A 23,814-nucleotide genomic window follows, 5' to 3' on the forward strand; every position below is an offset into this window, starting at 1 on the left:
CGTCAGAGCGCGCGATTCAACACGGTCTGGAGACGCAACGAAATGAAGACGAAGACAAGGAACGGCCTGCTGGCCGCCGGCGCGTGCTGCGCGCTCGCCGCGCCGGGCGCGCACGCGCAGTCGAGCGTGACGCTGTACGGGATCATCGATACGGGCGTCGAGTTCGTGTCGCACGCGAACGCGGCGGGCGACCACGTCGTGCGGATGCCGGGCGTGACTGGCGAACTGCCGTCGCGCTGGGGGCTGCGCGGCACCGAAGATCTCGGCGGCGGCTACCAGGCAGTGTTCACGCTCGAAAGCGGTTTCAACGTGCGCGGCGGCGACCTCGGCCAGGGCGGCCGGCTGTTCGGGCGCCAGGCATTCGTCGGGCTGAAGAGCGGCTTCGGCACGCTCGCGTTCGGCCGCCAGTACACGATGACCTACCTCGCGCTGCAGGGCGCGGACATCATCGGCCCCGACATCTACGGGCTCGGCTCGTTCGACGCGTATGTGCCGAACGGCCGCGCCGACAACGCCGTGACCTACGTCGGCACATATCGCGGCGTGACGTTGGGCGCCGCGTACTCGTTCGGCCGCGATGGCGCGGGCACCGGCAACTCGCCGGGGCAGGGCACGTGCGCGGGTCAGGTGCCGGGCGACGCGGTGCAATGCCGCAACTGGTCGGTGATGCTCAAGTACGACAGCGCGTATTTCGGCGCGGCGGCGTCGTACGAGGAACAGCGCGGCGGCACCGGCGCGGCCGCGAACTTCTTCGACGGCGTGGCGCCCGTCCCCTTTACCAGCAGCGGCGGCAAGGATGCGCGCACGCATGTGAGCGCGTATGCGCAGGCGGCCGGCGCGAAGATCGGCGCGGGCTGGATCGGGCGGCGCGTGTCGACGGGTTCGCCGGCGGCGCCCGGCGCGCATTCGGACCTGTTCTTCGTCGGCGCGTCGTATGCGGTGAAGCCCGACTTCGTCGTCGACGGCGAAGGCTACCGGATCGTCAACAGCGCGCACGACACGCGCGCGACGATGGCCACGCTGCGCGCGACCTATCTGCTGACCAAGCGTACGGCCGTCTATGCGCAGTCGTCGTATCTGTGGAACAGCGCGCACGCGCGCTACTCGGTCAGCGGCGGCGGGCCCGGCACGACGCCCGGCGCGGGAATGGGGCAACTCGGCGCGATGGTCGGCGTGCGGCACATGTTCTGATCCAGCGGCGTGACGAATTGAACGGGAGTTAGCGTGAACCGAAAATCTGCATTCCTTTATATCGCGCCGTTGTCAGCCGCCGCGATGCTCGCCGGCTGCGGCGGCGACGATTCGATCAGCGCCGCGCCGACGCACCTGAGCGCCGCGACGCCGGCCGCGATGGCGCAGACCTGCGACGCGCTCGCCGCGAAGCTCGCGTATGCGAACACGTCGTTCACGTCGGTGACGACCGCGGCCGCCGGTACGCTGAAGGTGGCCGGCAAGCCGATCGCCGAGCACTGCGTGATCGAAGGCAAGATGAACGAGCGCGTGAGCGCGGTGGACGGCAACACCTATGCAATCGGCTTCGAGATGCGCTTGCCGAAGGCGTGGAACGGCCGCTTCTTCTACCAGGCGAACGGCGGGCTCGACGGCAACGTGCTGACCGCGACCGGCGAGATCGGCGGCGGCCCGCTGACCGACGCGCTGAACCAGGGCTTCGCGGTGATCAGCTCGGACTCGGGGCACAGCGCCGCGCAGAATCCGCTGTTCGGCCTCGATCCGCAGGCGCGGCTCGACTACGGCTACGGCGCCGTCGATGCGCTCACGCCGATGGCGAAGCAGGTGATCCGGCTCGCATACGGGAAGGCGCCCGATCGCAGCTATTTCGGCGGCTGCTCGAACGGCGGCCGTCACGCGATGGTCACGGCCGTGCGCAACCCGGGCGACTACGACGGGATCATCGCCGGCGATCCCGGCTTCCACCTGCCGAAGGCGGCGATCGGCGAGATGTACGGCGCGCAGCAGTTCGCGAAGATCGCGTCCGCGACCGGCGCGAACGGGCTGCCCGACATCCGCAGCGGCTTCACCGACACCGAGCGCCAGTTCGTCGGCGCGAAGATTCTCGACAAATGCGATGCGCTCGACGGCGTGGCCGACGGGATGGTGCAGGATGTCGCCGCGTGCCAGGCGCATTTCAGCGTCGACGCGGACATCCCGACCTGCGCGAACGGCACGCGCACCGGCGCGTGCCTGACGGCCGCGCAGAAAAGCGCGATCGAGAACGTGTTCGCGGGCGCGCGCAACAGCGCGGGCACGGCGCTCTACGCGAGCTTTCCGTACGATCCGGGCATGTCGGGCCCCGGCTGGGCGGCGTGGAAGCAGTCGAATTCGGTCGTGCTCGACCCGGCCGCGATGGCGTTCACGTTCATGACGCCGCCGAAGACCGCCGCGACGCTCGCGAATCTCGCCGGCTTCGCGCTGGGCTTCGACATGGACAACGACGCGCCGGCGATCTTCGCGACCAACGGCACGTACACGCAATCGTCGTGGTCGTTCATGACGCCGCCCGACGAGACGAACCTGTCCGCGCTGAAGTCGCGCGGTGCGAAGCTGCTCGTCTATCACGGCACCGGCGATCCGGTGTTCTCGTTCAACGACACGAGCGACTGGTACGCGCGGCTCGCGCAGGCGAACGGCGGCGATGCGTCGAGCTTCGCGCGGTTCTATCCGGTGCCGGGGATGAATCACTGCTCGGGCGGGCCGGCTACCGATCAGTTCGACATGCTGACGCCGCTCGTCGCGTGGGTCGAACAGGGGCAGGCGCCCGCGGCGATCGTCGCGGCCGCGCGCGACACGACCAACGCGGTGCCGAACGCGGACGTGCCGGCGTCGTGGGGCGCGGGGCGCACGCGTCCGCTGTGTCCGTATCCGCAGGTCGCGCGCTACAACGGCTCGGGGGACGTGAATTCCGCGGCGAGCTTCAGTTGTCGATGACGTAGAGAAGGGCGAATGTATCGACGCGCGGATGCCTCGATACATTCGCGGTTGTCCCGCAGCGGGGGATGAGCGTGCCGGCCGGTCGGTACGGAAACGGCGATGCGTCGCGCATGACGGTTGCGTTTGCCGCTCGATGCGGTATCAGGGGGATACACTGTGGCGCTTTCGCGTCGGCGAGACACGTCCCGACCGACGTGCGCCGCCAGGTATCTTTCCTCCGATTCGACCATGCAAACCGTAGCGGTACTCGACTTCGAAACAACCGGGCTTTCCCCGAACATGGGCGACAGGGCGACCGAGATCGCCGTGGTCCTGCTGCGCGACGGCGAGATCGTCGACCGCTACCAGAGCCTGATGAACGCCGGGCGCCGCATTCCGTCCGACGTCGTCGCGCTCACCGGGATCACGAACGAGATGATCGCGTCGGCGCCGCCGGTGTCGAAGGTGATGAAGGAAGCTGCCGCGTTCGTCGGCAACCATCCGGTCGTCGCGCACAACGCCGGTTTCGACAAGCGCTTCTGGCAGGCCGAGCTCGGGATGCTCGGGATGGCGGCCGACCACGCGTTCGCGTGCACGATGCTCGTCGCGCGGCGCATCTATCCGGACGCGCGCAGCCACCGGCTGTCGAGCCTCGCCGACATGCTGCGCCTGCCGCAGACGGGCCGCGTGCACCGCGCGATGGTCGACGCGGAGATCGCGAGCCATCTGTGGTGCCGGATGCAGCGCGACATCGGCGAAACATACGGGCTGCGTCAGGTCGATCACGGGCTCATGTCGCGACTGCAGGCGACGAGCAAGGCGAAGGTCGCGACGTTCTTCAGTTCGCTGGCCGCCGGCGCGCGCTGACGCGCGGCGTTACTCGGCGCGGTCGCGGGGCCGACGCGGTGAACGCCGACGTGCGGCCCCGCGCTCGCGCGTCAAACCAGTTCCCCTACACACGCGTCGAACTGCGCGACGAGCGTGTCGACGTCGTGTGCCGTCGTCTGCGGGCACACCAGCATCATGTTGTGGAACGGCGTAATCAGCACGCCGCGGTTCAGCAGATACAGATGCACGATGTGCTCGAGTTCGCTGTCGAGCTGTTCGCCCGCGAGCGTGCCGTTGCGCGGCGGCGTGGGCGTGAACTGGAATTCGGTACGCGCGCCGATGCGCGTCACGCACCATGGCAGCCCGTGCTTCGCGATCGCACCTTCGAGCCCCGCCGCGAGCCGCGCGGCCAGTTCGAACATGTGCGCATACGCGGCGTCGGTCGCGACCTCGGCGAGCGTCGCACGCATCGCATGCATCGCGAGCATGTTCGCGGTGAGCGTCGTGCCGATGCCCGAATGGCCGGGCGGCGCGTTCAGCTTCGCCTGCTTCGCGCGCTCCGCGAATTCGGCGCTGAACCCGTACACGGCGCACGGCACGCCGCCCGCGATCGGCTTGCCGACCACCAGTGCGTCCGGTTCGAGACCGTGCGCGGCCGCGTACCCGCCCGGGCCGCTGCTGATCGTGTGCGTTTCGTCGATCACGAGAAGCGTGCCGTAGCGACGCGTCAGTTCCCGCGCGGCGTCCCAGAAGCCGGGATCGGGTAGCACCATCCCGATGTTCGTCATCGCGGGCTCGGCGAGCACGCATGCGACGTCGCCATTCTTCAGCGCCGCTTCGAGCGCGTCGAGATCGTTGAACTCGACCACGCGCGTGTTCGCGAGCAGATCATGGGATTGTCCGAGCAGGCTGTCGCGCTGCACCGCGCGGCCGTCGACGAGATCGACGAACACGTCGTCGACCGTGCCGTGATAGCAGCCGTTGAACACGACGATCGTGTTGCGGCCGGTGGCCGCGCGCGCCCAGCGCAGCACGAAGCGGTTCGCGTCGCTCGCGCTCAGCGCGAACTGCCAGACCGGCAACCTGAAGCGCCGCGCGAGTTCGCGCGACACCCATGCGGCGTCCTCGCTCGGCAGCATCGTCGTATAGCCGCGCGTCGCCTGTTCGGCGAGCGCGCGGGCGACCGGCTCGGGCGCATGGCCGAACATCGCGCCGGTGTCGCCGAGGCAGAAGTCCGCATAGCGGTGGCCGTCGACGTCGGTGAACGTCGCGCCGCGCGCTTCCTTCACGACCAGCGAGAACGGCGTCGACCAGTCCTGCATCCAGTGCAACGGCACGCCGAACAGCAGGTGCTCGGCCGCTTCCGCCGACAACGCGCGGGAGATCGGCATGGCTTCGGTGAACGCGTGGCGCTCGCGATCGAACAGCGCGCGGGCGCGGATGAGGTCGACTCCGTGGCGGGTCTGCAATTGAGGCTCCTGTGACGGGGTTGAATGGTTCGATGATGCCTCCGCGAGCTTGTCATATTCCATGCGCAGGGTCGATCCGGACTCGACCGTGGCGCCGTCACACGGACAGTTTGTGCGCATAAAGATATGACAACATATGTCTTTCGATCGGCGAACAGAGGTGAGTGTGTGCACACATCTTGGTCGGTGCGTCAGTGAAGACAGGGTAAACGACAGATTCATCCTGCGCAGCGATCGCGTCTAGACTGCCCGATGTAGTACGACGACGTATGAATCGAGATCGCCGCCCGCGCATCAATCCCCACACCCCATTGAAGGAGTGCCCATGGCCGCAACCCGTCGCCGTTCGTCTTCGTCCGCCCGGTCGGATTCACCGAAGCGGGTCTCGCGCCGCGACTTCATCGGCTGGAGCGGCGCGCTCGCCGGCGGCGCCGTGCTCGGCGGACCGCTCGCGGCCACCGGCGCGTGGGCGGCCGGCACGTTGCCCCATGCGGCGGTCGACCTGATCTGGGGCGAGCACGGTGCGGCGGCGCGCATTGCCGCGTCGCTCGCGCATGTGTCGCGTCTCGCATTTCGCCGACGCGACTTCGACGCCACGCACTACGGCGCGCGTCCATGCGCGACCGTCGCGCAGACGTCGCCGTACCCGGCAGCGAAATCGCCGGTCAGCCCCGGCTCCGAACTGACGACCGCGCCCGGCTCGTTCGACTCGCGCCCGGCGTTTCTCGCGGCGATCGACGCATGCGTACGCGAAGGCGGCGGCCGCGTGATCGTGCCGGCCGGCACCTGGTACTGCGCGGGGCCGATCGTGCTGCAGAGCAACGTGAACTTCCATCTGAGCGCGAACTGCACGATCTACTTCAGCCCGAATCCGGCCGACTACGCGAAGGACGGCCCCGTCGACTGCGGTGCGAACGGCCGCCTGTACTACAGCCGCTGGCAGGCGAACGACTGCCTGAACTACGGCGCACCTGTCTATGCGCGCAACGCGACGAACATCGCGCTGACCGGCGAAGGGCCGACGTCGGTGCTGAACGGGCAGGCAATGACGCCGTTCTCCGGCAGCGGCGCCGGCAGCGTGTGCTGGTGGACCTACAAGGGTTCGTCGGGCGCGTATGGCGCAGGCGCGGCGGTGCCGGCCCAGAACTACGCGAACCCGAACAACGTGGACCTGCGGATCGTCGCGCCCGCGATTCCCGATGCGCTTTATGCGCTGCTGACGTCGCCCGTCACGCCGTGGCAGCAGGACCAGAACTACCTGCCCGCGCTGTCCGAGGCCGGCGTGCCGGTCGAGAAGCGCATCTTCGGTCTCGGCCACTACCTGCGGCCGTGCATGGTCGAATTCATCGGCTGCACCAACGTGCTGATGGAGAACTACCAGACGCAGAACACGCCGTTCTGGCAGCACCATCCGACCGCTTCGCGCAACGTCGTGATCCGCGGCGTGACGACCAACAGCATCGGCCCGAACAACGACGGCTTCGATCCCGACGCGTGTACCGACGTGCTGTGCGAAGACTGCACGTTCAACACCGGCGACGACTGCATCGCGATCAAGTCGGGCAAGGACCGCGACACCGAATACGGGCCTGCGAAGCGGCACCTGATCCGCAACTGCACGATGAACAGCGGGCACGGCGGCATCACGCTCGGCAGCGAGATGGGCGGCGGTGTCGAGCAGATCTACGCGACGAACCTGTCGATGCTGAACGCGAACTGGCAGACCAACCCGCTGAACATCGCGATTCGCGTGAAGACCAACATGAACCGCGGCGGCTACGTGAAGGACTTCCACGTGAAGGGCGTCACGCTGCCGAACGGTGTGACGCTCAAAGGCGGCGGCTACGGCAGCGCGCTGCTCGCCGGCAGCCCCGTCAACGCGAGCGTGCCGCTCGGCGTAGTCACGCCGGCGGCCGGCAACCCGTCGGCCGCGCAGGGCGGCATCGTCACGTTCGATTGCGATTACCAGCCCGCGAACGATGCGGTGCGCACGCGGCCTCCGGTCGTGCAGAACGTGACGATTTCCGACGTGAAGGCGAGCAACGTGACGCTGAACGGCGTGACCGCATCGTGCTTCCAGGCGATCGTCGCGCAGGGGCCGGTCGCGTTCGACTACAACGGCACGCCGCCGACGCCCGCCGTGCAGCCGATCTCCGGCGTGACGATCAGCAACTGCGACTTCGGCACGCCCGTCGCGTCGGGCGCGGCGACCGTCACGTCGCCGGGGCCGATCTATGCGTTCAACGTGAGCGCGATGACGCTGACCAACGTGACGATCGCCGGGCAGGTGGTCAATACGACGATCACCGACAAGCGGTGACGGACGGACAGGCGGACAGGCGGACAGACGGACAGACGGACAGACGGACAGACGGACAGGCGGAAACGCGTTCGCGGGCGGCCGCGATGCACGCGAACGCGCTACGCCAGCGTCTTGATCATGTGGTGTTCGTCGTAGAAACGTCCATCGACGAACAGCGAGCGCGGTTCCGTGCCGAACCGGACGAAGCCTTGCGATGCGTACAGCCGCTCCGCGGCGCCGTTGATCTCGTTCACGCACAGCGTCAGTTGCTTGCACCCCCACGCGTGCGCCGCGTGAGCGGTGGCGCTGTCGAGCAGCGATTGCGCGATGCCGCGCCCGCGATACGCGGGGTCGACGAACACCCCCCAGATCAGCGCCTTGTGCGCGATCTTCGCACGCGCATCGCGGCGCACGCCGGTGATGCCGACGAGCGTGTCGCGGTCGAATGCGCCGAACACGGCCTGCACGCCGGTCGGCGTGATGCGCGTCGCGAATTCATCGATCGGGATGCCGGCTTCTTCGTCGCGGGTCGGCAGGAACGAGGTCGGCGACGTGTCGATCGCGTGGAGGCGGACGGTGCGGAATTGCGCCGCGTCGGCGGCATCGAGCAGGCGGATCGTGATCATCGGTGCGGGTTGTCGTGGGATTGCCGGAGATAGCGGAATCTGCGGCGCGCCGGGTGGCAGCGCATCGACAATGCTAAGGGGAAACGCTTGCATATGCTGGTGCGATCGACGGGCTCCATCGGCGCCGTCGAATGGCAGAGGCGGTGTCGCACGAGCAATGAATCAGCGTGCGTGCGATGAGCCGGCCGGCAATCGCACACTCCGCTCGCGCATGTGCCCGGAAGCGAATCGGACGGGCGCATACCGGCTGCCGCGTTCGACGCGAGCCGGACCCACGCGGGATGCGATATGCGGGAAGTGACGATGGAGTGTCGTACGCGACAGGGACGCGGCGCCGACGGACGGAAAGGCGATGAAGCGACACACGCCAGCCGCCGCGCCGGCACGCATGAAATGCGTGTGATGCGTGTGATGTCTGCGGTATGTGGGATGCGCCCGACCAGGTCGGGCGCACGCACGCCGCATCAATACCGCGACAGCTGATTGCCGTTGATCTGCACGCGATCGCCCGGGCGCAGGTCGCCTGGCGACTGCACGTCGAACGAGCGCATCGAGCCGTCGCTGACCCGCACGTCGATCCGATAGCTGCTCGGCGGTTGCGCCGCACCCATCTGCTGGCCGATCTGGTTGCCGGCCACGGCACCGCCGAGCGCGCCGATCACGGTGGCCGCATCGCGGCCGTGACCGCGGCCGAACTGGTTGCCCACCAGGCCGCCGACCAGCGCACCGACGACGGTGCCCGCGACGCCCGACGTGCCGACCGAGCCGCTCACCGGCTGGATGTTCGCGACCGTGCCGTATTGCGTGCCGTAGCCGTTGCCGTACTGGCCGCCGTAAGGCTGCTGATTGCCGTATCGATTGCCGTACGGGTCGTACTGCGGCGCCTGGTTGGGGTAGGCCGGCTGCTGCGGCTGCACGTAGCCCGGTTGCGAGTACGTGGGCTGCGCGTAGCCGGGTGTCGCGTATTGCTGCTGCGGATAGCCCGGTTGCGCGCCGTAGTAACCGGGCGCGACACAGGCGGTCAGCGGAAGCGCCGCCACGGCGACGACGGAGGCGAACAGAACGGTCTTCGTGGAAGGCATGCGCATCATGATGATTCCTGCATCGGCAACGTGTTCGCCGACGAATTCCGGGACGGGTGGCGAATTCGGCGTGAGTATAAGGAAAGGGCGGATGCGCGTCCGGTGCGGCCGGGTAACAACGTGTAAAGTCTGTTGCCGCGCAAATCGGTGTGCGGATCGGCGCGTGGATCGTCGTGAGAGTGGCCGCCCGAGCGGGACCGTGGAGCCGGCGCGCTACGGCGACAGGAGCTCCGTTCCGACGCCCGCATTCCGGCGCCGCCGCCCATTGCGCACACGTCGGCATTTCCGCCGATTCCGCCGCGACCGTGCGCGTCTCTCGGCCCCCCGATGTGCGATTCCGCGCCGCACATCGCGAAATCGAATGCGCAGCATCGCGACATTTAATTGGCCACTGGCCGTCCCGTCCGATATCGTGACCGCATTCCCCGCACGGTCGCGCCGTGACGGCCGCGGCGCCTGCCCCTGTCCGCGCCGGCGTTGCGCAGCGACCGCCCGACCCGTTCCATGCCATGACCGATCGCTTCTTCACCCATGCCGTCGATGCCGGCGGCCAGCCCATCAACCTCGTCGCCCGTGACGGCCGCTTCGTCGCGATCGGCGCCGACTGCACCGCCGCGCCGGGCGCGGAAACGATCGATCTCGGCGGCCGCGTCGTGCTGCCCGGCTTCGTCGACGGCCACATCCATCTCGACAAGAGCTTCGTCGGCGACCGCTGGGTGCCGCACGAACCGGTCGGCTCGCTGCGCGAGCGGCTCGCGGCCGAGAAGCGCCAGCTCGCGGCCGCGCTCCCGATCGTCGAGCGTGCGAACGCGCTGATCGGGCAGGCCGCCGCGTTCGGCACGATCGCGATGCGCAGCCATGTCGACGTCGACGCGACGACGGGCCTGTCGAACCTGCACGCCGTGATGGCCGCGCGCGAACAATGGCGCGAGATCGTCGATATCGAACTGGTCGCGTTTCCGCAGGCCGGCGTGGTGAGCTGCCCGGGCACCGCGGCGATCCTCGATGCGGCCGTGCGCGAAGGCGCGGACGTGGTCGGCGGGATCGATCCGACGACGCTCGACGGCGATGCGGACGGCCAGCTCGACGTCGTGTTCGGCCTCGCCGAAAAGCGCGGCGTGAAGATCGACATCCACCTGCACGAACCGGGCGAGACCGGTATCGCGCAACTGCTGCGGATCGCCGCGCGCACGCGCGCGGCGGGCCTCGGCGGCCGCGTGAACGTGAGCCATGCGTACGCGCTCGGCCAGGTCGATCAACGCGACGTCGAGCGTGCGGCCGCGGCGCTCGCCGACGCCGGCGTGTCGATCCTGACCAACGCGCCGGGCGACTGCGCATTCCCGCCGGTGCGGCAGCTGCGCGATGCGGGCGTGCACGTGTTCGCGGGCAACGACAACATTCGCGATGCGTGGTGGCCGTACGGCAACGGCGACATGCTGCAGCGCGCGATGATGGTCGGCTACCGCTCGGGCTTTTACACCGATGAAGCGCTCGGCATCGCGCTCGACATGGCGACGCACGCCGGCGCCCGCGCGATCGGCAAGACGAATTACGGGATCGCGGTCGGCTGCGACGCGAGCTTCGTCGCGGTGCGCGCGCCGAATGCGGCGGCGGCTGTCGCCGGCGTGCCGGCCGAACGCTGGGTGTTCCGCCGCGGTGAAGCCGATACCGGCGCGCCGTTTGTCCCGGCACCGAGTTTTAAGCGATGACGAACGACCGCCGTCGCGGTGTGTGCATCGCGACGGCTCGGCACTAATCGACCGACTCACCGACCGACTCACCGACCGCTCCGCGAAACCGACATGACGACCCTGCTGATCCGCAACGTCCGCACGCACGCCGACGACGCGCTCGACATCCTGATCGAAGGCGACCGCATCGCGCGCATCGGCCCGTCGCTCGACGCGCCCGCCGGCTGTGCGATCGAGGACGGCGCGCATGCGCTCGCCCTGCCTGGCCTCGTCGAAGGCCATACACATCTCGACAAGACGCACTGGGGGATGCCGTGGTATCGCAACGCGGTGGGGCCGCGCCTCATCGACCGCATCGAGAACGAACGCAAGTACCGCGCGACGAGCGGCCATGATGCGGGCGCCGCGTCGCTCGCGCTGTCGCGCGCATTCCTCGCCGCCGGCACGACGCGCATCCGCACGCACGTCGACATCGACACCGAAGCCGGGCTGCGGCATCTGCACGGCGTGCTCGCGACGCGCGAGACGCTGCGCGGCCAGGTCGACATCCAGATCGTCGCGTTTCCGCAGTCGGGCGTGCTCAAGCGGCCCGGCACGGCCGCGTTGCTGTCCGACGCGCTGGCCGCGGGCGCCGATTTGCTCGGCGGGCTCGACCCGTGCGCGATCGAAGGCGATCCGGTCGAGGCGGTGGACGTGCTGTTCGGCATCGCGGAGCGCCATGGCCGCGGGCTCGACCTGCATCTGCACGAACGCGGCTCGATGGGCGCGTACTCGCTCGACCTGATCCTGCAGCGCACGGCCGCGCTCGGCATGCAGGGCAAGGTCACGATCAGTCACGGCTTCTGCCTCGGCGATATCGCCGACCGCGAGCGCGACGCGCTGCTCGCGCGGATGGCCGAACTCGGCGTGGCGATCGTCACGACGGCGCCGGCCGCGGTGCCGGTGCCGTCGTTGGTTGCGTGCCGCGCGGCCGGCGTGACCGTGATCGGCGGCAATGACGGCGTGCGCGATACGTGGACGCCGTACGGCTCGCCCGACATGCTCGAGCGCGCGATGCTGATCGGCATGCGCAACGATTTCCGTCGCGACGACGCGCTCGAAGTCGCGCTCGACTGCGTGACGCACGGCGCGGCGCGCGGGTGCGGCTTCACCGGCTATGGCCTGGAAGCGGGCAACCGCGCGGACGTCGTGCTCGTCGACGCGCTGACGTTCGCCGAGGCCGTCGTCGCGCGGCCGACGCGGCGGCTCGTCGTGTCGTCGGGGAAGATCGCCGCGCGCGACGGTGCGCTCGTCTGACGCGGGCGCAGCGTCTTGACGGATTTCAAGTCCGGTGATGTTCCGGCATTCGGTTGACGCGGGTTCGCAGCGCTGCGCTCATTCCTGCTCGTCCTCGTGCTCCAGCATCGCCGCGAGCGCCTCCGTCAGTTCGCGGACCATCGGATCGGCGGTCGGCCGATGCAGGATCGCGACATCCATGTGCTCGATCGGCGCGAAGCCGCCGTGCGCCTCGGTCAGCACCACGTGCTCGTCGGTCACGACGCGCGCGGGCAGCACGCTGATTCCGAGCCCGTCGGCCACCGCCGCCTGGATGCCGCTCAGGCTCGACGTCGTGAAGCTGATCCGCCAGCGGCGGCCACGCTCCTCGATGGCCTTGATCATGTCGTCGCGATAGAGCCCGCGCGGCGGAAACACGACGATCGGCACCGGGTCGAGGTCGATCGTCGGATGCCGCGCGCTGTCGATCCAGCGCAGCTTCTCGGGCCAGCGCACCACTGCCTCGCGGCTGCCGCGCCGCTGCTTGATCAGCGCGAGATCGAGCTCGCCGCGATCGTAGGCTGCGCAGATGTCACGGCTCAGTCCGCACGTCACCTCGAGTTTTACCTGCGGATGGTCGCGCTTGAACGCGGCGAGGGCGTGCGTCGTGCGGCCGGCCGCGAAATCGTCGGGCACGCCGAGCCGGATCGTCTGCGCGACGGTCGCGCCCGACAGCGCTTCCAGCATCTCGTCATTCAGCGCGATCATGCGCCGCGCGTAGCTGAGCACCGTCACGCCGGCGTCGGTCGGCCGCACGTCGCGCGTGCCGCGATCGAGCAGGCGATGTCCGGCGATCTCCTCCAGCCGCCGCACCTTCTGGCTGACCGTCGACTGCGTCGAATGCAGCCGCGCGGACGCAGTCGTGAAGCTGCCGCAGTCGGCGACCATCACGAGCGCACGCAGCAGGTCGAGGTCGAACAAAGGTCTATTCATTTCCGCACTTTTTTGGATTCGAGCATTGCACTTTTAAATATGTGCGACGACTTTTAGCACGGCCCGAGCCGGCGGGCAATCGCGGTTGCGCCGGACCCGGCGCGCGGCACGATTCGCGCGATGGGCAGGGCCGTGCGCTGCTCCTCGATGGAGATGAATACATTCAACGCGGTATAGGCTGCGACCGCGCCGTTTGAAATCCGCTCCGGTGCGCGCGTGATCGTATTGCGAAACATCCGCGTTGTGGAGATCCGGAAACGCGCTCTCGACAGACTGTGTGCTCCATCGGGTAAACGCGGTAAAAATCTATAACGTCAATCAAGTATCAAGTAAAAGTGCGTTATTGAGTCATTCCAACGCGATCTTTGCATGCGGCCGATGCTCATTCGCTTCATCGCCGTGTTCCGCGCTTGCGCTCGAAAATTAAGCAGTCTAGACTGCACCGCAGTTTCATCGAAGTCCCCGTCTTTCGCGACCCGTGCCGGGGCGTCCCGGCGCACCGCTTCCCAACGGACGCCCGGCGCTTGCCCGCCACGTCGAGACCACAAGGACACCCCGTCATGATCCGCACTGCAAAGCTTCTCGTTTCCGCGCTGGCGTTCGCGCCGCTCGTCTCGTTCGCGCAGGACACGGCGACGATCCGCTGGGGCATCGATCCCACCTATCCGCCGTTCGAGGCGAAGCAGCCCGACGGCTCGCTCGCGGGCTTCGACATCGACCTGCGCAATGCGATCTGCGAGCAACTGCGCGCGAAATGCGTGTGGGTCGAGCAGAGCTTCGACGGGATGATTCCGGCGCTGCGCGCGCGCAAGTTCGACGTGATCATGTCCGCGATGACGGCCACCGACGAACGGCTCAAGCAGATCGACTTCTCGAACAAACTCTATGCGTCGCCGGGCGCGCTCGTCGCGCCGGTCGGCTCGAAGCTGCTGCCGACCGCCGCATCGCTCGCCGGCAAGCGCGTCGGGATCGATCAGGGCACTACGCAGGAGGCGTACGCGAAGGCCGAATGGGCGACGAAGGGCGTGACGATCGTGTCGTACCAGAACCAGGATCAGGTCTATCAGGATCTGGTGAATGGCCGGCTCGACGCGACCTTCCAGGACAAGACGCAGGCCGGCTATTCGTTCCTGAAGACGCCGCGCGGCAAGGGCTACGCGTTCGCCGGCCCCGACGTGACCGACGTGCGCATCACCGGCTACGGCGTCGCGATGGGCGTGCGCAAGGGCGATGCGGACATGAAGAAGAGGCTGAACGACGCGATCGCGGCGATCCGCGCGAACGGCACGTACCAGAAGATCGCCGCGAAGTACTTCGACTTCGATATCTACGGCGCGAAGCAGCAGCTCACGTCCGCACCGTGACGCGACGGCTCGATGATCCCGTGATTCATTCAATCGACAGGCAACCCATGACGAGTATCCAGGACCGCGTCGCGAAAGCCGTGACGCCCGAACTGATCGCCGCGTTCCGCGACGAAGGCGCGGTGTGCATCAAGGGCATCTTCTCGCCCGACGAAGTGGCTGCGCTGCGTGCCGGCATCGACGCGAACCTCGCGCAGCCGAGCGAACGCGCGAAGGTCGCGAGCCGGCCCGACGATCCGGGCTGGTTCTTCGAGGACTTCTGCAACTGGCAGCACAACAGCGCGTACCGCGACTTCATCGTGCGTTCGCCGGCGCCGTCCGTCGCGGCCGCGCTGATGGGCACGCGGACGGTGCGGCTGCATCACGACCATCTGCTCGTGAAGGAGCTCGGCACGCGGCAGCGCACGCCGTGGCACCAGGATCAGCCGTACTACAACATCGAAGGCGACGACAACGTCAGCATGTGGATTCCGGTCGATCCGGTACCGCTCGAATCGACGCTGGAATTCGTCGCGGGGTCGCACCTGGGGCCGTGGCTGATGCCGCGCACGTTCATGGACAAGGAGGCGAAGTGGTTCCCGGAAGGCAGCCTCGCCGATCTGCCCGACATCGAAGCCGACCGTTCGGCGTTCCCGATCCGCCACTGGGCGCTCGAGCCGGGCGACATGGTGTGCTTCAGGATGTTGACGCTGCACGCGTCGGGCGGCACGCAGAACCGCCGGCGCGCGTTCTCGATCCGCTTCGTCGGCGACGATATCCGCCACGCGCCGCGCCGCTGGAAGACGTCGCCCGATTTCCCGGGGCTGGCGGACGAACTGTCGGCCGGCGCGCCGCTCGAGCATCCGCTGTTTCCGGTCGTGTGGTCGCGCGGCGCAGGGCAGGTCGGGTCGATCTGATTGACGTCGGCGGCAATCGATGGCATCACGCGACGTCACGCGCGCGCAAGCCGCTTCGCGATGAAGCGGCTGCCGCGCGTGATCGCTTGCAGTGCCGGCGAACGCTCCTCAGGTCTGGTGACGCCCCGCGCCCGGCTTGAAGCGCGAGCCGAGCCGGTAGCGGTTGCCCGGATGCAGGAAGTGCACGAACGTGACCGGCAGCCCGTTCGTCCACGTGCGGCGCGTGAGCGTGAGGCACGGCTCGTCGGCGCGCATGTCGAGCAGCCGCGCCTGTTCGCTGGTCGGCAGCGACGCATCGACCACGTGCTCGATTTCCAGTTCGTAGTGCGACACGTTGTTGAACAGGTATTCGGACGGCGGCTCGGTCCGGAAATCCTGATCGATGAATTCCGGCGCGGCGGCCGGATTCACGTAGCGGTCCTCGAGCTGGATCGGGCGGCCGTTTTCCTCGTGCACGCACACCACGTGAAAGACCGGCGTGTTGACCGCCAGCCCGAACGCGGCTGCGACGTCGAACGACGCGGGCTCGCGCGACTGGCTCAGCACGCGGCATGTGTATTCGTGCCCGCGCGCGCGGATCTCGTCGCGGATGTGCGCGATCATCAGCAGGTTCGACTGCGGCTTCGCTTCGGCGACGAACGTGCCGACGCCCGCGATGCGCTTGAGCACGCCTTCCTCGGTCAGCTCGCGCAGCGCGCGGTTGACCGTCATGCGTGCGACGCCGAATTGCGCGGCGAGATCGAGTTCGGACGGGATGCGGTCCCCGGGGCGCCAGTCGCCTGCATCGACGTTCTGGCGAACGAGCGTCTTGATCTGCTGGAACGGTGCGGTGGTCTTCGTGACCATCGGTGGATCCTTGCGCGAAGAAGTGACGAGGCTAGTCGTCGTGACTGACGATGACCAGAATCTCCGCCCGCGCGGCGCCGAGGCTGCGCGTGCGGTGCGGGATGAGTGCGTTGAAATAGACTGAATCGCCGGTCTTGAGTTGCACCGTCTCGTTCGGAAATTCGATTTCGATGCGCCCCTTGTGCACGAACAGGAATTCCTCGCCTTCGTGTTCACGGAACGTCGACGCAGCGAATTCGTGCGGCGGATGCACGACGAACGGCAGCATCTTCTTCGGCGCGACACCGGCCGCAATGCTTTCGAAGTGATGCGCGCGGCTGTCGGCCGCCGCACCCATCGCCGTGCGCTCGCCGGCGCGCGTGACCGTGATCAGCTCGCGATTGCGGCTTTCCGAGAACAGCTGCTCGACGTCGACGTTCAGCGCCTTCGACAGTTTCAGCGCCACCCCGATCGACGGCACGCTCAGGCCGCGCTCGACCTTCGACAGGTAGCTCTTGGTGAGGCCGGTCTCGTCGGCCAGCACGTCGAGCGTCCAGCCCTTCTGTTTTCGGAGCAGCTTCAGGCGAATCGTCATGGGGCGCCACAGGTTCTTCGAAAAAAAGATTGTAACGCATGACACAAAGTGTCATAAGGTGTATCGTGTGTCCTGAATCGTCGGGAAGACGGCTGCGGTTGGCGTGGCCGACTCGATGCAATTCAGGAGGCGAACATGGCGGAAACGCTGAATTTGACGAAGGAGGCGCTGGTCGCGCTGGCGGAGCGGCGGCTCGATGGCGAGGTGGGCGACAGCGGCTGGTCGGCCCGGCAAAAGCTCGCGCTCACGTGCCGGATCCTGTTCGACGCCGGCCACGATTCGGGCCTGGCCGGACAGATCACCTGCCGCGCAGACGAACCCGGCACGTATTACACGCAGCGGCTCGGGCTCGGCTTCGACGAGACCTCGGCCGCTAACCTGCTGCGCGTCAACGAGGATCTCGACGTCGTCGACGGCGAAGGCATTCCGAATCCGGCCAACCGGTTCCATACGTGGATCTATCGCGAGCGGCCGGACGTGAACTGCATCATCCATACGCATCCCGCGCACGTCGCCGCGCTGTCGATGCTCGAGCAACCGCTCGTCGTGTCGCACATGGACACTTGCCCGCTGTACGACGATTGCGCGTTCCTGAAGGACTGGCCGGGCGTGCCGGTCGGTAACGAGGAGGGCGAGATCATCTCGAAGGCGCTCGGCAGCAAGCGCGCGATCCTGCTGTCGCATCACGGCCAGCTGGTGGTCGGCAAGACGATCGAGGAAGCGTGCATGCTCGCGCTGCTGATCGAGCGGGCCGCGAAGCTGCAACTGCTGGCGATGTCGGCCGGCGAGATCAAGCCGGTTCCGCCGGCGCTGGCCCGCGAAGCGCACGACTGGATTTCGAAGCCGAAGCGCGACGCCGTGACGTTCGACTACTACGCGCGACGCGCGTTGCGCACACATCGGGACTGCATCGCGTGAGCGGGCCGTTCTTTTCCGCCGTGCCGATCAATCAATAATTGAGGAATCCACATCGTGTCAATCCTGTTGCAAGGCATCATCGCCTACCCCGTTACGCCATTCTCCGCCGACGGCAATGTCGACCTGAGCGCGCTCGACGCGCTGATCGAGCGCCTGATCGCCGATGGCGTCCATGCAATTGCGCCGCTGGGCAGTACCGGTGAAAGCGCGTACCTGTCCGATGCCGAATGGGAATCGGTCGCCACCGCGTCGATTCGCGCGGTGCGCCGGCGCGTGCCGACCGTGGTCGGCATTTCCGATCTCACGACCGCGGGTGCGGTGCGCCGCGCGCGCTTTGCCGAACAGGCCGGCGCCGATGCGGTGATGGTGCTGCCGGTGTCGTACTGGAAGCTCGGCAACGACGAAATCGTCGCGCACTACCGCGCGATCGGCGACGCGATCGGCATTCCGGTCATGCTGTACAACAATCCCGCGACGAGCGGCGTCGACATGTCGCCGGATTTGATCGTGACGATCTGCAAGGCCGTCGACAACGTGACGATGGTCAAGGAGAGCACCGGCGACATCGGACGAATGCACCGGCTCGCGCAGTTGAGCGACGGGACGATCCCGTTCTACAACGGCAGCAATCCGATGGCGTTGGCCGCGCTCGCGGCGGGCGCGGCCGGATGGTGCACGGCCGCGCCGAACCTGAATGCCGCATTGCCGCTCGCGCTGGTCGATGCGATGCGCGCGGGCGATCTCGCGCGCGCAAGGTCGGTATTCCATGCGCAGCTGCCGCTGCTGCAGTTCATCGTCAACGGCGGGCTGCCGGTGACCGTGAAGGCCGGGCTGCGGCTGCGCGGCTTCGATGCCGGCGAGCCGAGAAGGCCGTTGCTGCCGCTTGGCGACGTGCGCACGCGCGAACTCGAACGCGTGCTGGCGGCACTCCCGGTCAGCGTGGCGGCATGAGCGGCGGCGCACGGCCGGCGATCGCGGCCGCCGTCGCCGCGGTGCGGGTCGGCACAAGCCGGCCGCTGGCCGGTGCGCCGCACGTCAGCGCGATCGACAAGCAACCGGTCGACGCGCGCCTGTGGTTGGGCGCGCTCGGTTTTGCGGGCGACGAGCAGGCCGACGCGCGGCATCACGGCGGGCCCGACAAGGCCGTCCATCACTACGCGCACGATCACTATGCGTGGTGGTCCGCGCAGATCGGCATGCGCGACGTGCTCGCACAGCCGGGCGCATTCGGCGAAAACCTGTCGACGCACGGCATGACCGAGCGTGACGTGTGTCTCGGCGACGTGTTCACGTTGGGCGGCGCCGTGCTCCAGGTGTCGCAGTCGCGGCAGCCGTGCTGGAAGCTCAACGTGCGTTTCGGCCATCCGCGGATGGCCGCGCTCGTGCAGCAAAGCGGCCGGACCGGCTGGTACTACCGCGTGCTGCGCGAGGGCTGGGTCGCGCCGGGCGATGTGCTGGCACTGCATGAGCGCCAGTATTCGCAATGGCCGCTGTCGACGGTGCTCGATGTACTGTACCGGCGCACGCTCGACATGGCCGCGCTCGATGCGCTGTGCGACGTTCCGGTATTGACGCCTGGCTGGCGCAGGATGCTCGAAAAGCGCCGGATGGAACGCCGGGTCGAAGACTGGACGAAGCGGCTCGGAGGATGAGGGCCGCTGCGGCTTACGTTGCCGACAGATTGCGCACGTCGGCCGTCGGTTCGGCGCCGAATGCATCGCTCAGCGCATAGCCGATCAGTTGCCGCGCGGCGGCGTCGGGCGTCGACAGTGCACCGCTTGCCTTCAACTGGTCGAATTTCTCGCGCATCGGGAAATTCGCTTCGCTGGTCGAGCGGATCGTTGCCTGCATGCCCGTATCGACGACGCCCGGCGCAACGCTGCAGATGCGCAGCCCGCGGTTCGCGTCGAGCGCGACGGCTCGCGCGTGATGATCGAGCGCGGCCTTGGTCGCGCAGTAGACGCTCCAGCCCGCGTACGCGTTGCGCGCGGCGCCGCTCGACACATGCAGGATCCGGCATTCGGTCGGCGCCGATGCCGCCTGCGCGAGCGCCGCCGACAGCATCAGCGGTGCCGCGACGTTCACGCCGACCGCCCGCGCGACGAGCGCCGGGTCTTGCGTCGCGAGCGGCCCGATCGGATCGACGATGCCCGCGTTGTTGAAGAGCAGCACGATCGACGCGCCGTCGACGAAGCTGCGCAGCGTGTCGCCGGCGAGCCAGGTCGCGACGGCCGATGTGTCGGACAGGTCGAGTTCGATTTCGGCGAAGCGCTCGCCGCCCTGTGCGGCGAGCGACGGATGACGGCTGCGCGACACGCCGAGCACGGCGACGCCTTCCTGCAGCAATTGTTCGGCGAGCGACGCGCCGAGGCCGCGCGTGTGTCCGGTGACGATGGCGCGCACGTTCGGCGCTAACGAGGATGCAATCATGGCGATGGACGAGTGAACGGGTGAACCGTGTTGACGAGAAGGACGCGGGCGCGACGTTCCGGCGTGTGCGACGGGCGATGCGCTGCGACAGCGTTGCCTGCGAAGGCGGCCGCGCGCGGCGCCGCGGGTTCGGGTGAACGCGTATCGTAGCGCCGGCCCGGGCCGCGCGCAAACGCGAACGTGATGTCGTGCGCGGGGCACGAAGCCCGACGCAACGAGCAAGCATTCGCGACGCCGAAGGCGTGCACCGCGCGCCGCGCCGCGCTCAGTCCGTTGGACGAAAGCCGCCGCGACAAGTGCGCGCGCGGTGTCGGCGACCGGCATCGTGCCGCACGTCGCGAGCTATCATATGGCTCGCTCGTTCGCGCCGCCGGACGGGCGGCGACCGTTTCCCTCCACCTGCTGCACGCTGCGACGCCATCATGAACACCACGCCGGACATGCCCACGCCACGCGCCCTGCGCGAACTCACGCCCCTCGAAGCCCGGATCCTCGGCGTGCTCGTCGAGAAGCAGCACACGGTGCCGGACACCTATCCGCTGTCGCTGAACGCGCTGACCGCCGGCTGCAACCAGAAAACCGCGCGTTCGCCGGTGATGAACGTCAGCGAGGACGAAGTCACGACCGCGCTCGACGGGCTCAAGCACCTGAGCCTCGTGATGGAAGGCAGCAGCAGCCGCGTGCCGCGTTTCGAGCACAACATGAACCGCGTGCTCGGGATCCCGAGCCAGGCGATCGCGCTGCTGACGATCCTGCTGCTGCGCGGCCCGCAGACGGCCGCAGAACTCCGCCTGAACAGTGCGCGCCTGCACGGCTTCGCCGATATCTCGTCGGTCGAGGCATTCCTCGACGAACTGGCCGCGCGGGCGCAGCCGCTCGTCGTCCGGCTGCCGCGCGCGCCCGGTGCGCGCGAGAACCGCTGGATGCACCTGATGTGCGGCGAGGTGAACGTCGCCGATTACGCCGGTGCCGATACGGGCGGCGGCGCCGATTCCGTTCCGCCGTCCGAGTTCGAGGCGCTGAAGGCGGAGCAAAAGCGGCTGTCGGACGAAGTGGCGCGGCTGAATGCGCTGGTCCAGCGGATGGCGACCGAGCTCGGCATCGACGTCGACACGCCGGGCGCCGCGGGCTGACGCGCCGACCCGGCCGGCACGACACCGGTGCGCCGGCGGGCGAGCCGGGTCACGAACCCGGCTCGCGCCGCTGATCGAAGCCGCGTTACGAGCGACCCCCGACCCCGGCCGCGGCCGGCTGCTGCCCCACGCGAGTGCCATAATCGAGGCTGCCCATCGTTCCAGACGTCCCCGGAGAATTCCCATGCAGAACCTCGACAATCCTTCCCACGATCGCGAGGTAGGCAGCGCCGACGCGACGCAGGACACCACGCGAATCGACGACGTCCGCATCGGCGCGGTGCGTCCGCTGATTTCGCCGGCGCTGTTGCAGGACGAGCTGCCGGTGCCCGCCGCCACGCAGACGCTCGTCGAGGACACGCGCCGCGCGATCGGTGACATCCTGCACGGCCGCGACGACCGGCTGCTGCTCGTGGTCGGCCCGTGCTCGATCCACGACCATGACCAGGCGCTCGACTACGCACGCCGCCTGAAGGCCGCCGCCGATGCGCTGAAGGACGACCTGCTGATCACGATGCGCGTGTACTTCGAGAAGCCGCGCACGACGGTCGGCTGGAAGGGCTACATCAACGATCCGCGGCTGGACGGCAGCTTCCGCATCAACGAAGGGCTGCGCGCCGCGCGCCAGCTGCTGCTCGACATCAACGCGCTCGGCCTGCCGGCATCGACCGAATTCCTCGACCTGCTGAGCCCGCAGTACATCGCGGACCTGATCGCGTGGGGCGCGATCGGCGCGCGCACGACGGAGAGCCAGAGCCATCGTCAGCTCGCGTCGGGGCTGAGCTGCCCGATCGGCTTCAAGAACGGCACCGACGGCGGCGTGCAGGTCGCGTCGGACGCGATCGTCGCCGCGCGCGCGAGCCATGCGTTCATGGGGATGACGAAGATGGGGATGGCCGCGATCTTCGAGACGCGCGGCAACGACGACGCGCATGTAATCCTGCGCGGCGGCAAGAACGGGCCGAACTACGACGCCGGGCACGTCGAGGCGAGCTGCGCGGTGCTGCGCAAGAGCGGGCTGCGCGAGCAGGTGATGGTCGATTGCTCGCATGCGAACTCGAACAAGTCGCATGAACGGCAGATCGAGGTTGCGCAGGATCTCGCGCGGCAGTTGTCGCAGGGCGAGCACCGGATCGTCGGCGTGATGGTCGAGAGCCATATCGAGGCGGGGCGGCAGGATCTGAAGCCGGGCGTGCCGCTGCAGTACGGCGTGTCGATCACCGATGCGTGCCTGAGCTGGGCGCAGACGGAGCCGGTGCTCGACGTGCTGGCCGAGGCGGTGCGGCATCGCAGGGTGTATTCGCGTAACGCGTGACGCAATGCGGCTGCGTGGGCGGGTGGCGTCCGCCGCGCACCCTGATGCACCGGTGAACACCGTTCGCCTGTCACAGATGTTCTCGTGATCGATATGCCGCAGCGCGTATCGTTGCGCGTCGCGCGCGCCCTCCATGCGCGCGATCATTGATCTTCGTCCTGCCCGACCCGCCTGCGTCATTGCACGCCCAACGCACGTTCCGCCGAATGTCGCTACCATGAACCATGTGTTGCACGCTGCGGCCGGCCACGCCGGTCCATCGTGCACACACGCAGTGGCGGTGCGGCCGGCCGTCACGCGACCGACGAAGCGCAGGGCGCTCACCGATCAGCCGTTGCGCCCGCGTCGCCTCGTTCCCGGAATCAACAACAACCGAACCGGAGTGCAACTCACATGAAGCTCTACCAAACCCTCATCGCAGCAACCGTCCTTGCATCGAGTGTCAGCGCGCACGCGCAGATCGCCGGCGCGCAGCCGCTCAGCGTCACCGTCGAGCAATCGCAGGCGCTGCTCGAAGGCTGGAGCGTGAAGAAGAGCGTGCTCGGCAAGACCGTGTACAACGACGCGAACCAGAAAGTCGGCAAGGTGCGCGACCTGATCGTCGCGCCGGACGGCTCGGTGTCGGCGGCGATCGTGTCGGCCGGCGGGTTCCTCGGCGTGGCGGCGCACGACGTCGCGGTGCCGATCGCGTCGCTCGACGTGCGCAACGGCAACATCTACCTGCCCGGCGCGACGAAGGACGCGCTGAAGGCGACGCCGGCGTTCCAGTACGCGAAGGTGCCGGCGACGCCGAAGCCGAAGAAGGTCGACGACAAGCACTGATCCAGGCGGGCCGGGCGCGACGCGCCGGGCCTTACCCACCGTGCGGCATGCGTGGCCGCGTGCTGGCCTCGCGAATTGCACGGTCCCCATCAAAGGGAGCGCAATCGCCTGCCCGACAACGCGCCGATGCGCATCGATCGCGGCCCGGCGAGCGGCCTGGCGCCGTGCCGCACTCCGCGTCTACGTAATTCTACGTAGCCCCGCATACGTAGTTGTGCGCTTGTAAGCCTCCCCCGTCGCGCGGAATACTACGCCCCACCGCCGCGGCTTTCCGAGCCGCGGCACGACGCATCGACGTCACGCGGATTCGGCCCCTCGCCGCATCCACTCAAAAACACATTGG

Annotated in this window: 22 protein-coding genes; 14 read left to right on the forward strand and 8 right to left on the reverse strand. The window is 68.2% G+C overall.

Going from position 1 to position 23,814, the window contains the following annotated elements; all coding sequences use genetic code 11:
• Positions 1 to 42 precede the first annotated feature (42 nt).
• The 3 genes from BSE24067_RS14865 to BSE24067_RS14875 all read left to right on the forward strand — a co-directional run bounded on the left by BSE24067_RS14865 (position 43) and on the right by BSE24067_RS14875 (position 3,795).
• Complete coding sequence (locus tag BSE24067_RS14865; RefSeq protein WP_151063913.1) at positions 43 to 1,191, forward strand: porin; 1,149 nt, start codon at positions 43 to 45, stop codon at positions 1,189 to 1,191.
• Between the two features lie 33 nt (positions 1,192 to 1,224).
• A complete protein-coding gene (locus BSE24067_RS14870; protein WP_151063912.1) occupies positions 1,225 to 2,946 on the forward strand; it encodes a tannase/feruloyl esterase family alpha/beta hydrolase in 1,722 nt (573 codons plus the stop codon).
• Positions 2,947 to 3,177: 231 nt separating this feature from the next.
• Positions 3,178 to 3,795, forward strand: a complete 618-nt coding sequence (locus tag BSE24067_RS14875) for a 3'-5' exonuclease (RefSeq protein WP_151063911.1) — start codon at positions 3,178 to 3,180, stop codon at positions 3,793 to 3,795.
• 71 nt (positions 3,796 to 3,866) lie between these two features.
• Here the strand turns inward: BSE24067_RS14875 and BSE24067_RS14880 are convergent, their stop codons facing one another.
• Complete coding sequence (locus BSE24067_RS14880; protein ID WP_151063910.1) at positions 3,867 to 5,225, reverse strand: aspartate aminotransferase family protein; 1,359 nt, start codon at positions 5,223 to 5,225, stop codon at positions 3,867 to 3,869.
• A gap of 325 nt (positions 5,226 to 5,550) precedes the next feature.
• Here BSE24067_RS14880 and BSE24067_RS14885 point away from each other — a divergent pair, with 325 nt between their 5' ends.
• The gene (locus BSE24067_RS14885; protein WP_151063909.1) at positions 5,551 to 7,545 is read left to right on the forward strand and encodes a glycosyl hydrolase family 28 protein; all 1,995 of its coding nucleotides are present in this window, start codon (positions 5,551 to 5,553) and stop codon (positions 7,543 to 7,545) included.
• Between the two features lie 101 nt (positions 7,546 to 7,646).
• Here BSE24067_RS14885 and BSE24067_RS14890 read toward each other — a convergent pair whose 3' ends face one another.
• The gene (locus tag BSE24067_RS14890; protein ID WP_151063908.1) at positions 7,647 to 8,153 is read right to left on the reverse strand and encodes a GNAT family N-acetyltransferase; all 507 of its coding nucleotides are present in this window, start codon (positions 8,151 to 8,153) and stop codon (positions 7,647 to 7,649) included.
• A gap of 464 nt (positions 8,154 to 8,617) precedes the next feature.
• Positions 8,618 to 9,244 (reverse strand): outer membrane lipoprotein, encoded by a 627-nt coding sequence (locus BSE24067_RS14895; protein WP_151063907.1) that lies wholly within the window; start codon positions 9,242 to 9,244, stop codon positions 8,618 to 8,620.
• A gap of 500 nt (positions 9,245 to 9,744) precedes the next feature.
• Between BSE24067_RS14895 and BSE24067_RS14900 the strand changes: the two genes are divergently transcribed.
• Together BSE24067_RS14900 and BSE24067_RS14905 are read left to right on the forward strand one after the other, a co-directional pair.
• Positions 9,745 to 10,944 (forward strand): amidohydrolase family protein, encoded by a 1,200-nt coding sequence (locus tag BSE24067_RS14900; RefSeq protein ID WP_151063905.1) that lies wholly within the window; start codon positions 9,745 to 9,747, stop codon positions 10,942 to 10,944.
• 93 nt (positions 10,945 to 11,037) lie between these two features.
• A complete protein-coding gene (locus BSE24067_RS14905) occupies positions 11,038 to 12,222 on the forward strand; it encodes an amidohydrolase family protein (RefSeq protein WP_151063904.1) in 1,185 nt (394 codons plus the stop codon).
• 78 nt (positions 12,223 to 12,300) lie between these two features.
• Here the strand turns inward: BSE24067_RS14905 and BSE24067_RS14910 are convergent, their stop codons facing one another.
• Positions 12,301 to 13,173 carry a LysR family transcriptional regulator gene (locus tag BSE24067_RS14910; protein ID WP_151063903.1) on the reverse strand — a complete coding sequence of 291 codons (873 nt, stop codon included), beginning with the start codon at positions 13,171 to 13,173 and terminating at the stop codon, positions 12,301 to 12,303.
• Between the two features lie 53 nt (positions 13,174 to 13,226).
• Positions 13,227 to 13,409: a hypothetical protein gene (locus BSE24067_RS14915; protein ID WP_151063902.1), complete on the reverse strand. Its 183-nt coding sequence runs from the start codon at positions 13,407 to 13,409 to the stop codon at positions 13,227 to 13,229.
• A gap of 324 nt (positions 13,410 to 13,733) precedes the next feature.
• Here BSE24067_RS14915 and BSE24067_RS14920 point away from each other — a divergent pair, with 324 nt between their 5' ends.
• Entirely contained in the window at positions 13,734 to 14,537 is an 804-nt protein-coding gene (locus BSE24067_RS14920) for an ABC transporter substrate-binding protein (RefSeq protein WP_151063901.1), read from the forward strand.
• 47 nt (positions 14,538 to 14,584) lie between these two features.
• Positions 14,585 to 15,433, forward strand: a complete 849-nt coding sequence (locus tag BSE24067_RS14925) for a phytanoyl-CoA dioxygenase family protein (protein ID WP_151063900.1) — start codon at positions 14,585 to 14,587, stop codon at positions 15,431 to 15,433.
• Between the two features lie 108 nt (positions 15,434 to 15,541).
• Here the strand turns inward: BSE24067_RS14925 and hutC are convergent, their stop codons facing one another.
• Complete coding sequence (gene hutC, locus BSE24067_RS14930; RefSeq protein ID WP_151063899.1) at positions 15,542 to 16,279, reverse strand: histidine utilization repressor; 738 nt, start codon at positions 16,277 to 16,279, stop codon at positions 15,542 to 15,544.
• A 31-nt stretch (positions 16,280 to 16,310) separates the two neighbouring features.
• Entirely contained in the window at positions 16,311 to 16,853 is a 543-nt protein-coding gene (locus BSE24067_RS14935) for a helix-turn-helix domain-containing protein (protein WP_151063898.1), read from the reverse strand.
• A 135-nt stretch (positions 16,854 to 16,988) separates the two neighbouring features.
• Between BSE24067_RS14935 and BSE24067_RS14940 the strand changes: the two genes are divergently transcribed.
• From BSE24067_RS14940 to BSE24067_RS14950, 3 genes are read left to right on the forward strand one after another with little or no spacing between them, the layout of a single operon-like run.
• The gene (locus BSE24067_RS14940; RefSeq protein WP_151063897.1) at positions 16,989 to 17,771 is read left to right on the forward strand and encodes an aldolase; all 783 of its coding nucleotides are present in this window, start codon (positions 16,989 to 16,991) and stop codon (positions 17,769 to 17,771) included.
• Positions 17,772 to 17,825: 54 nt separating this feature from the next.
• A complete protein-coding gene (locus BSE24067_RS14945) occupies positions 17,826 to 18,722 on the forward strand; it encodes a dihydrodipicolinate synthase family protein (RefSeq protein WP_151063896.1) in 897 nt (298 codons plus the stop codon).
• Positions 18,719 to 19,423, forward strand: a complete 705-nt coding sequence (locus BSE24067_RS14950; protein WP_151063895.1) for an MOSC domain-containing protein — start codon at positions 18,719 to 18,721, stop codon at positions 19,421 to 19,423. The genes BSE24067_RS14945 and BSE24067_RS14950 overlap by 4 nt, the downstream gene beginning before the upstream one ends.
• Positions 19,424 to 19,436: 13 nt before the next feature.
• Here the strand turns inward: BSE24067_RS14950 and BSE24067_RS14955 are convergent, their stop codons facing one another.
• The gene (locus tag BSE24067_RS14955; protein WP_151063894.1) at positions 19,437 to 20,201 is read right to left on the reverse strand and encodes an SDR family oxidoreductase; all 765 of its coding nucleotides are present in this window, start codon (positions 20,199 to 20,201) and stop codon (positions 19,437 to 19,439) included.
• A gap of 422 nt (positions 20,202 to 20,623) precedes the next feature.
• Here BSE24067_RS14955 and BSE24067_RS14960 point away from each other — a divergent pair, with 422 nt between their 5' ends.
• The 3 genes from BSE24067_RS14960 (at position 20,624) to BSE24067_RS14970 (ending at position 23,471) form a co-directional block, all read left to right on the forward strand.
• Positions 20,624 to 21,334, forward strand: a complete 711-nt coding sequence (locus BSE24067_RS14960; RefSeq protein ID WP_151063893.1) for a YceH family protein — start codon at positions 20,624 to 20,626, stop codon at positions 21,332 to 21,334.
• A gap of 184 nt (positions 21,335 to 21,518) precedes the next feature.
• Positions 21,519 to 22,649 (forward strand): 3-deoxy-7-phosphoheptulonate synthase, encoded by a 1,131-nt coding sequence (locus BSE24067_RS14965; RefSeq protein ID WP_151063892.1) that lies wholly within the window; start codon positions 21,519 to 21,521, stop codon positions 22,647 to 22,649.
• A gap of 393 nt (positions 22,650 to 23,042) precedes the next feature.
• Entirely contained in the window at positions 23,043 to 23,471 is a 429-nt protein-coding gene (locus BSE24067_RS14970; protein WP_151063891.1) for a PRC-barrel domain-containing protein, read from the forward strand.
• Positions 23,472 to 23,814: the final 343 nt, after the last annotated feature.

The organism is Burkholderia latens (assembly GCF_902499045.1).
GTDB classification, from domain to species: Bacteria; Pseudomonadota; Gammaproteobacteria; order Burkholderiales; family Burkholderiaceae; genus Burkholderia; species Burkholderia latens.

Bases quoted from the DNA above. Each gene is read 5' to 3' on its own strand.
- BSE24067_RS14960 (WP_151063893.1), top strand. From the start codon at position 20,624: ATGAACACCACGCCGGACATGCCCACGCCACGCGCCCTGCGCGAACTC.
- BSE24067_RS14905 (WP_151063904.1), top strand. From the start codon at position 11,038: ATGACGACCCTGCTGATCCGCAACGTCCGCACGCACGCCGACGACGCG.
- BSE24067_RS14865 (WP_151063913.1), top strand. From the start codon at position 43: ATGAAGACGAAGACAAGGAACGGCCTGCTGGCCGCCGGCGCGTGCTGC.
- BSE24067_RS14885 (WP_151063909.1), top strand. From the start codon at position 5,551: ATGGCCGCAACCCGTCGCCGTTCGTCTTCGTCCGCCCGGTCGGATTCA.
- BSE24067_RS14940 (WP_151063897.1), top strand. From the start codon at position 16,989: ATGGCGGAAACGCTGAATTTGACGAAGGAGGCGCTGGTCGCGCTGGCG.
- BSE24067_RS14910 (WP_151063903.1), bottom strand. From the start codon at position 13,173: ATGAATAGACCTTTGTTCGACCTCGACCTGCTGCGTGCGCTCGTGATG.
- hutC (WP_151063899.1), bottom strand. From the start codon at position 16,279: ATGGTCACGAAGACCACCGCACCGTTCCAGCAGATCAAGACGCTCGTT.
- BSE24067_RS14875 (WP_151063911.1), top strand. From the start codon at position 3,178: ATGCAAACCGTAGCGGTACTCGACTTCGAAACAACCGGGCTTTCCCCG.
- BSE24067_RS14915 (WP_151063902.1), bottom strand. From the start codon at position 13,409: ATGTTTCGCAATACGATCACGCGCGCACCGGAGCGGATTTCAAACGGC.
- BSE24067_RS14955 (WP_151063894.1), bottom strand. From the start codon at position 20,201: ATGATTGCATCCTCGTTAGCGCCGAACGTGCGCGCCATCGTCACCGGA.
- BSE24067_RS14890 (WP_151063908.1), bottom strand. From the start codon at position 8,153: ATGATCACGATCCGCCTGCTCGATGCCGCCGACGCGGCGCAATTCCGC.
- BSE24067_RS14970 (WP_151063891.1), top strand. From the start codon at position 23,043: ATGAAGCTCTACCAAACCCTCATCGCAGCAACCGTCCTTGCATCGAGT.
- BSE24067_RS14925 (WP_151063900.1), top strand. From the start codon at position 14,585: ATGACGAGTATCCAGGACCGCGTCGCGAAAGCCGTGACGCCCGAACTG.
- BSE24067_RS14920 (WP_151063901.1), top strand. From the start codon at position 13,734: ATGATCCGCACTGCAAAGCTTCTCGTTTCCGCGCTGGCGTTCGCGCCG.
- BSE24067_RS14935 (WP_151063898.1), bottom strand. From the start codon at position 16,853: ATGACGATTCGCCTGAAGCTGCTCCGAAAACAGAAGGGCTGGACGCTC.
- BSE24067_RS14895 (WP_151063907.1), bottom strand. From the start codon at position 9,244: ATGATGCGCATGCCTTCCACGAAGACCGTTCTGTTCGCCTCCGTCGTC.
- BSE24067_RS14965 (WP_151063892.1), top strand. From the start codon at position 21,519: ATGCAGAACCTCGACAATCCTTCCCACGATCGCGAGGTAGGCAGCGCC.
- BSE24067_RS14950 (WP_151063895.1), top strand. From the start codon at position 18,719: ATGAGCGGCGGCGCACGGCCGGCGATCGCGGCCGCCGTCGCCGCGGTG.
- BSE24067_RS14900 (WP_151063905.1), top strand. From the start codon at position 9,745: ATGACCGATCGCTTCTTCACCCATGCCGTCGATGCCGGCGGCCAGCCC.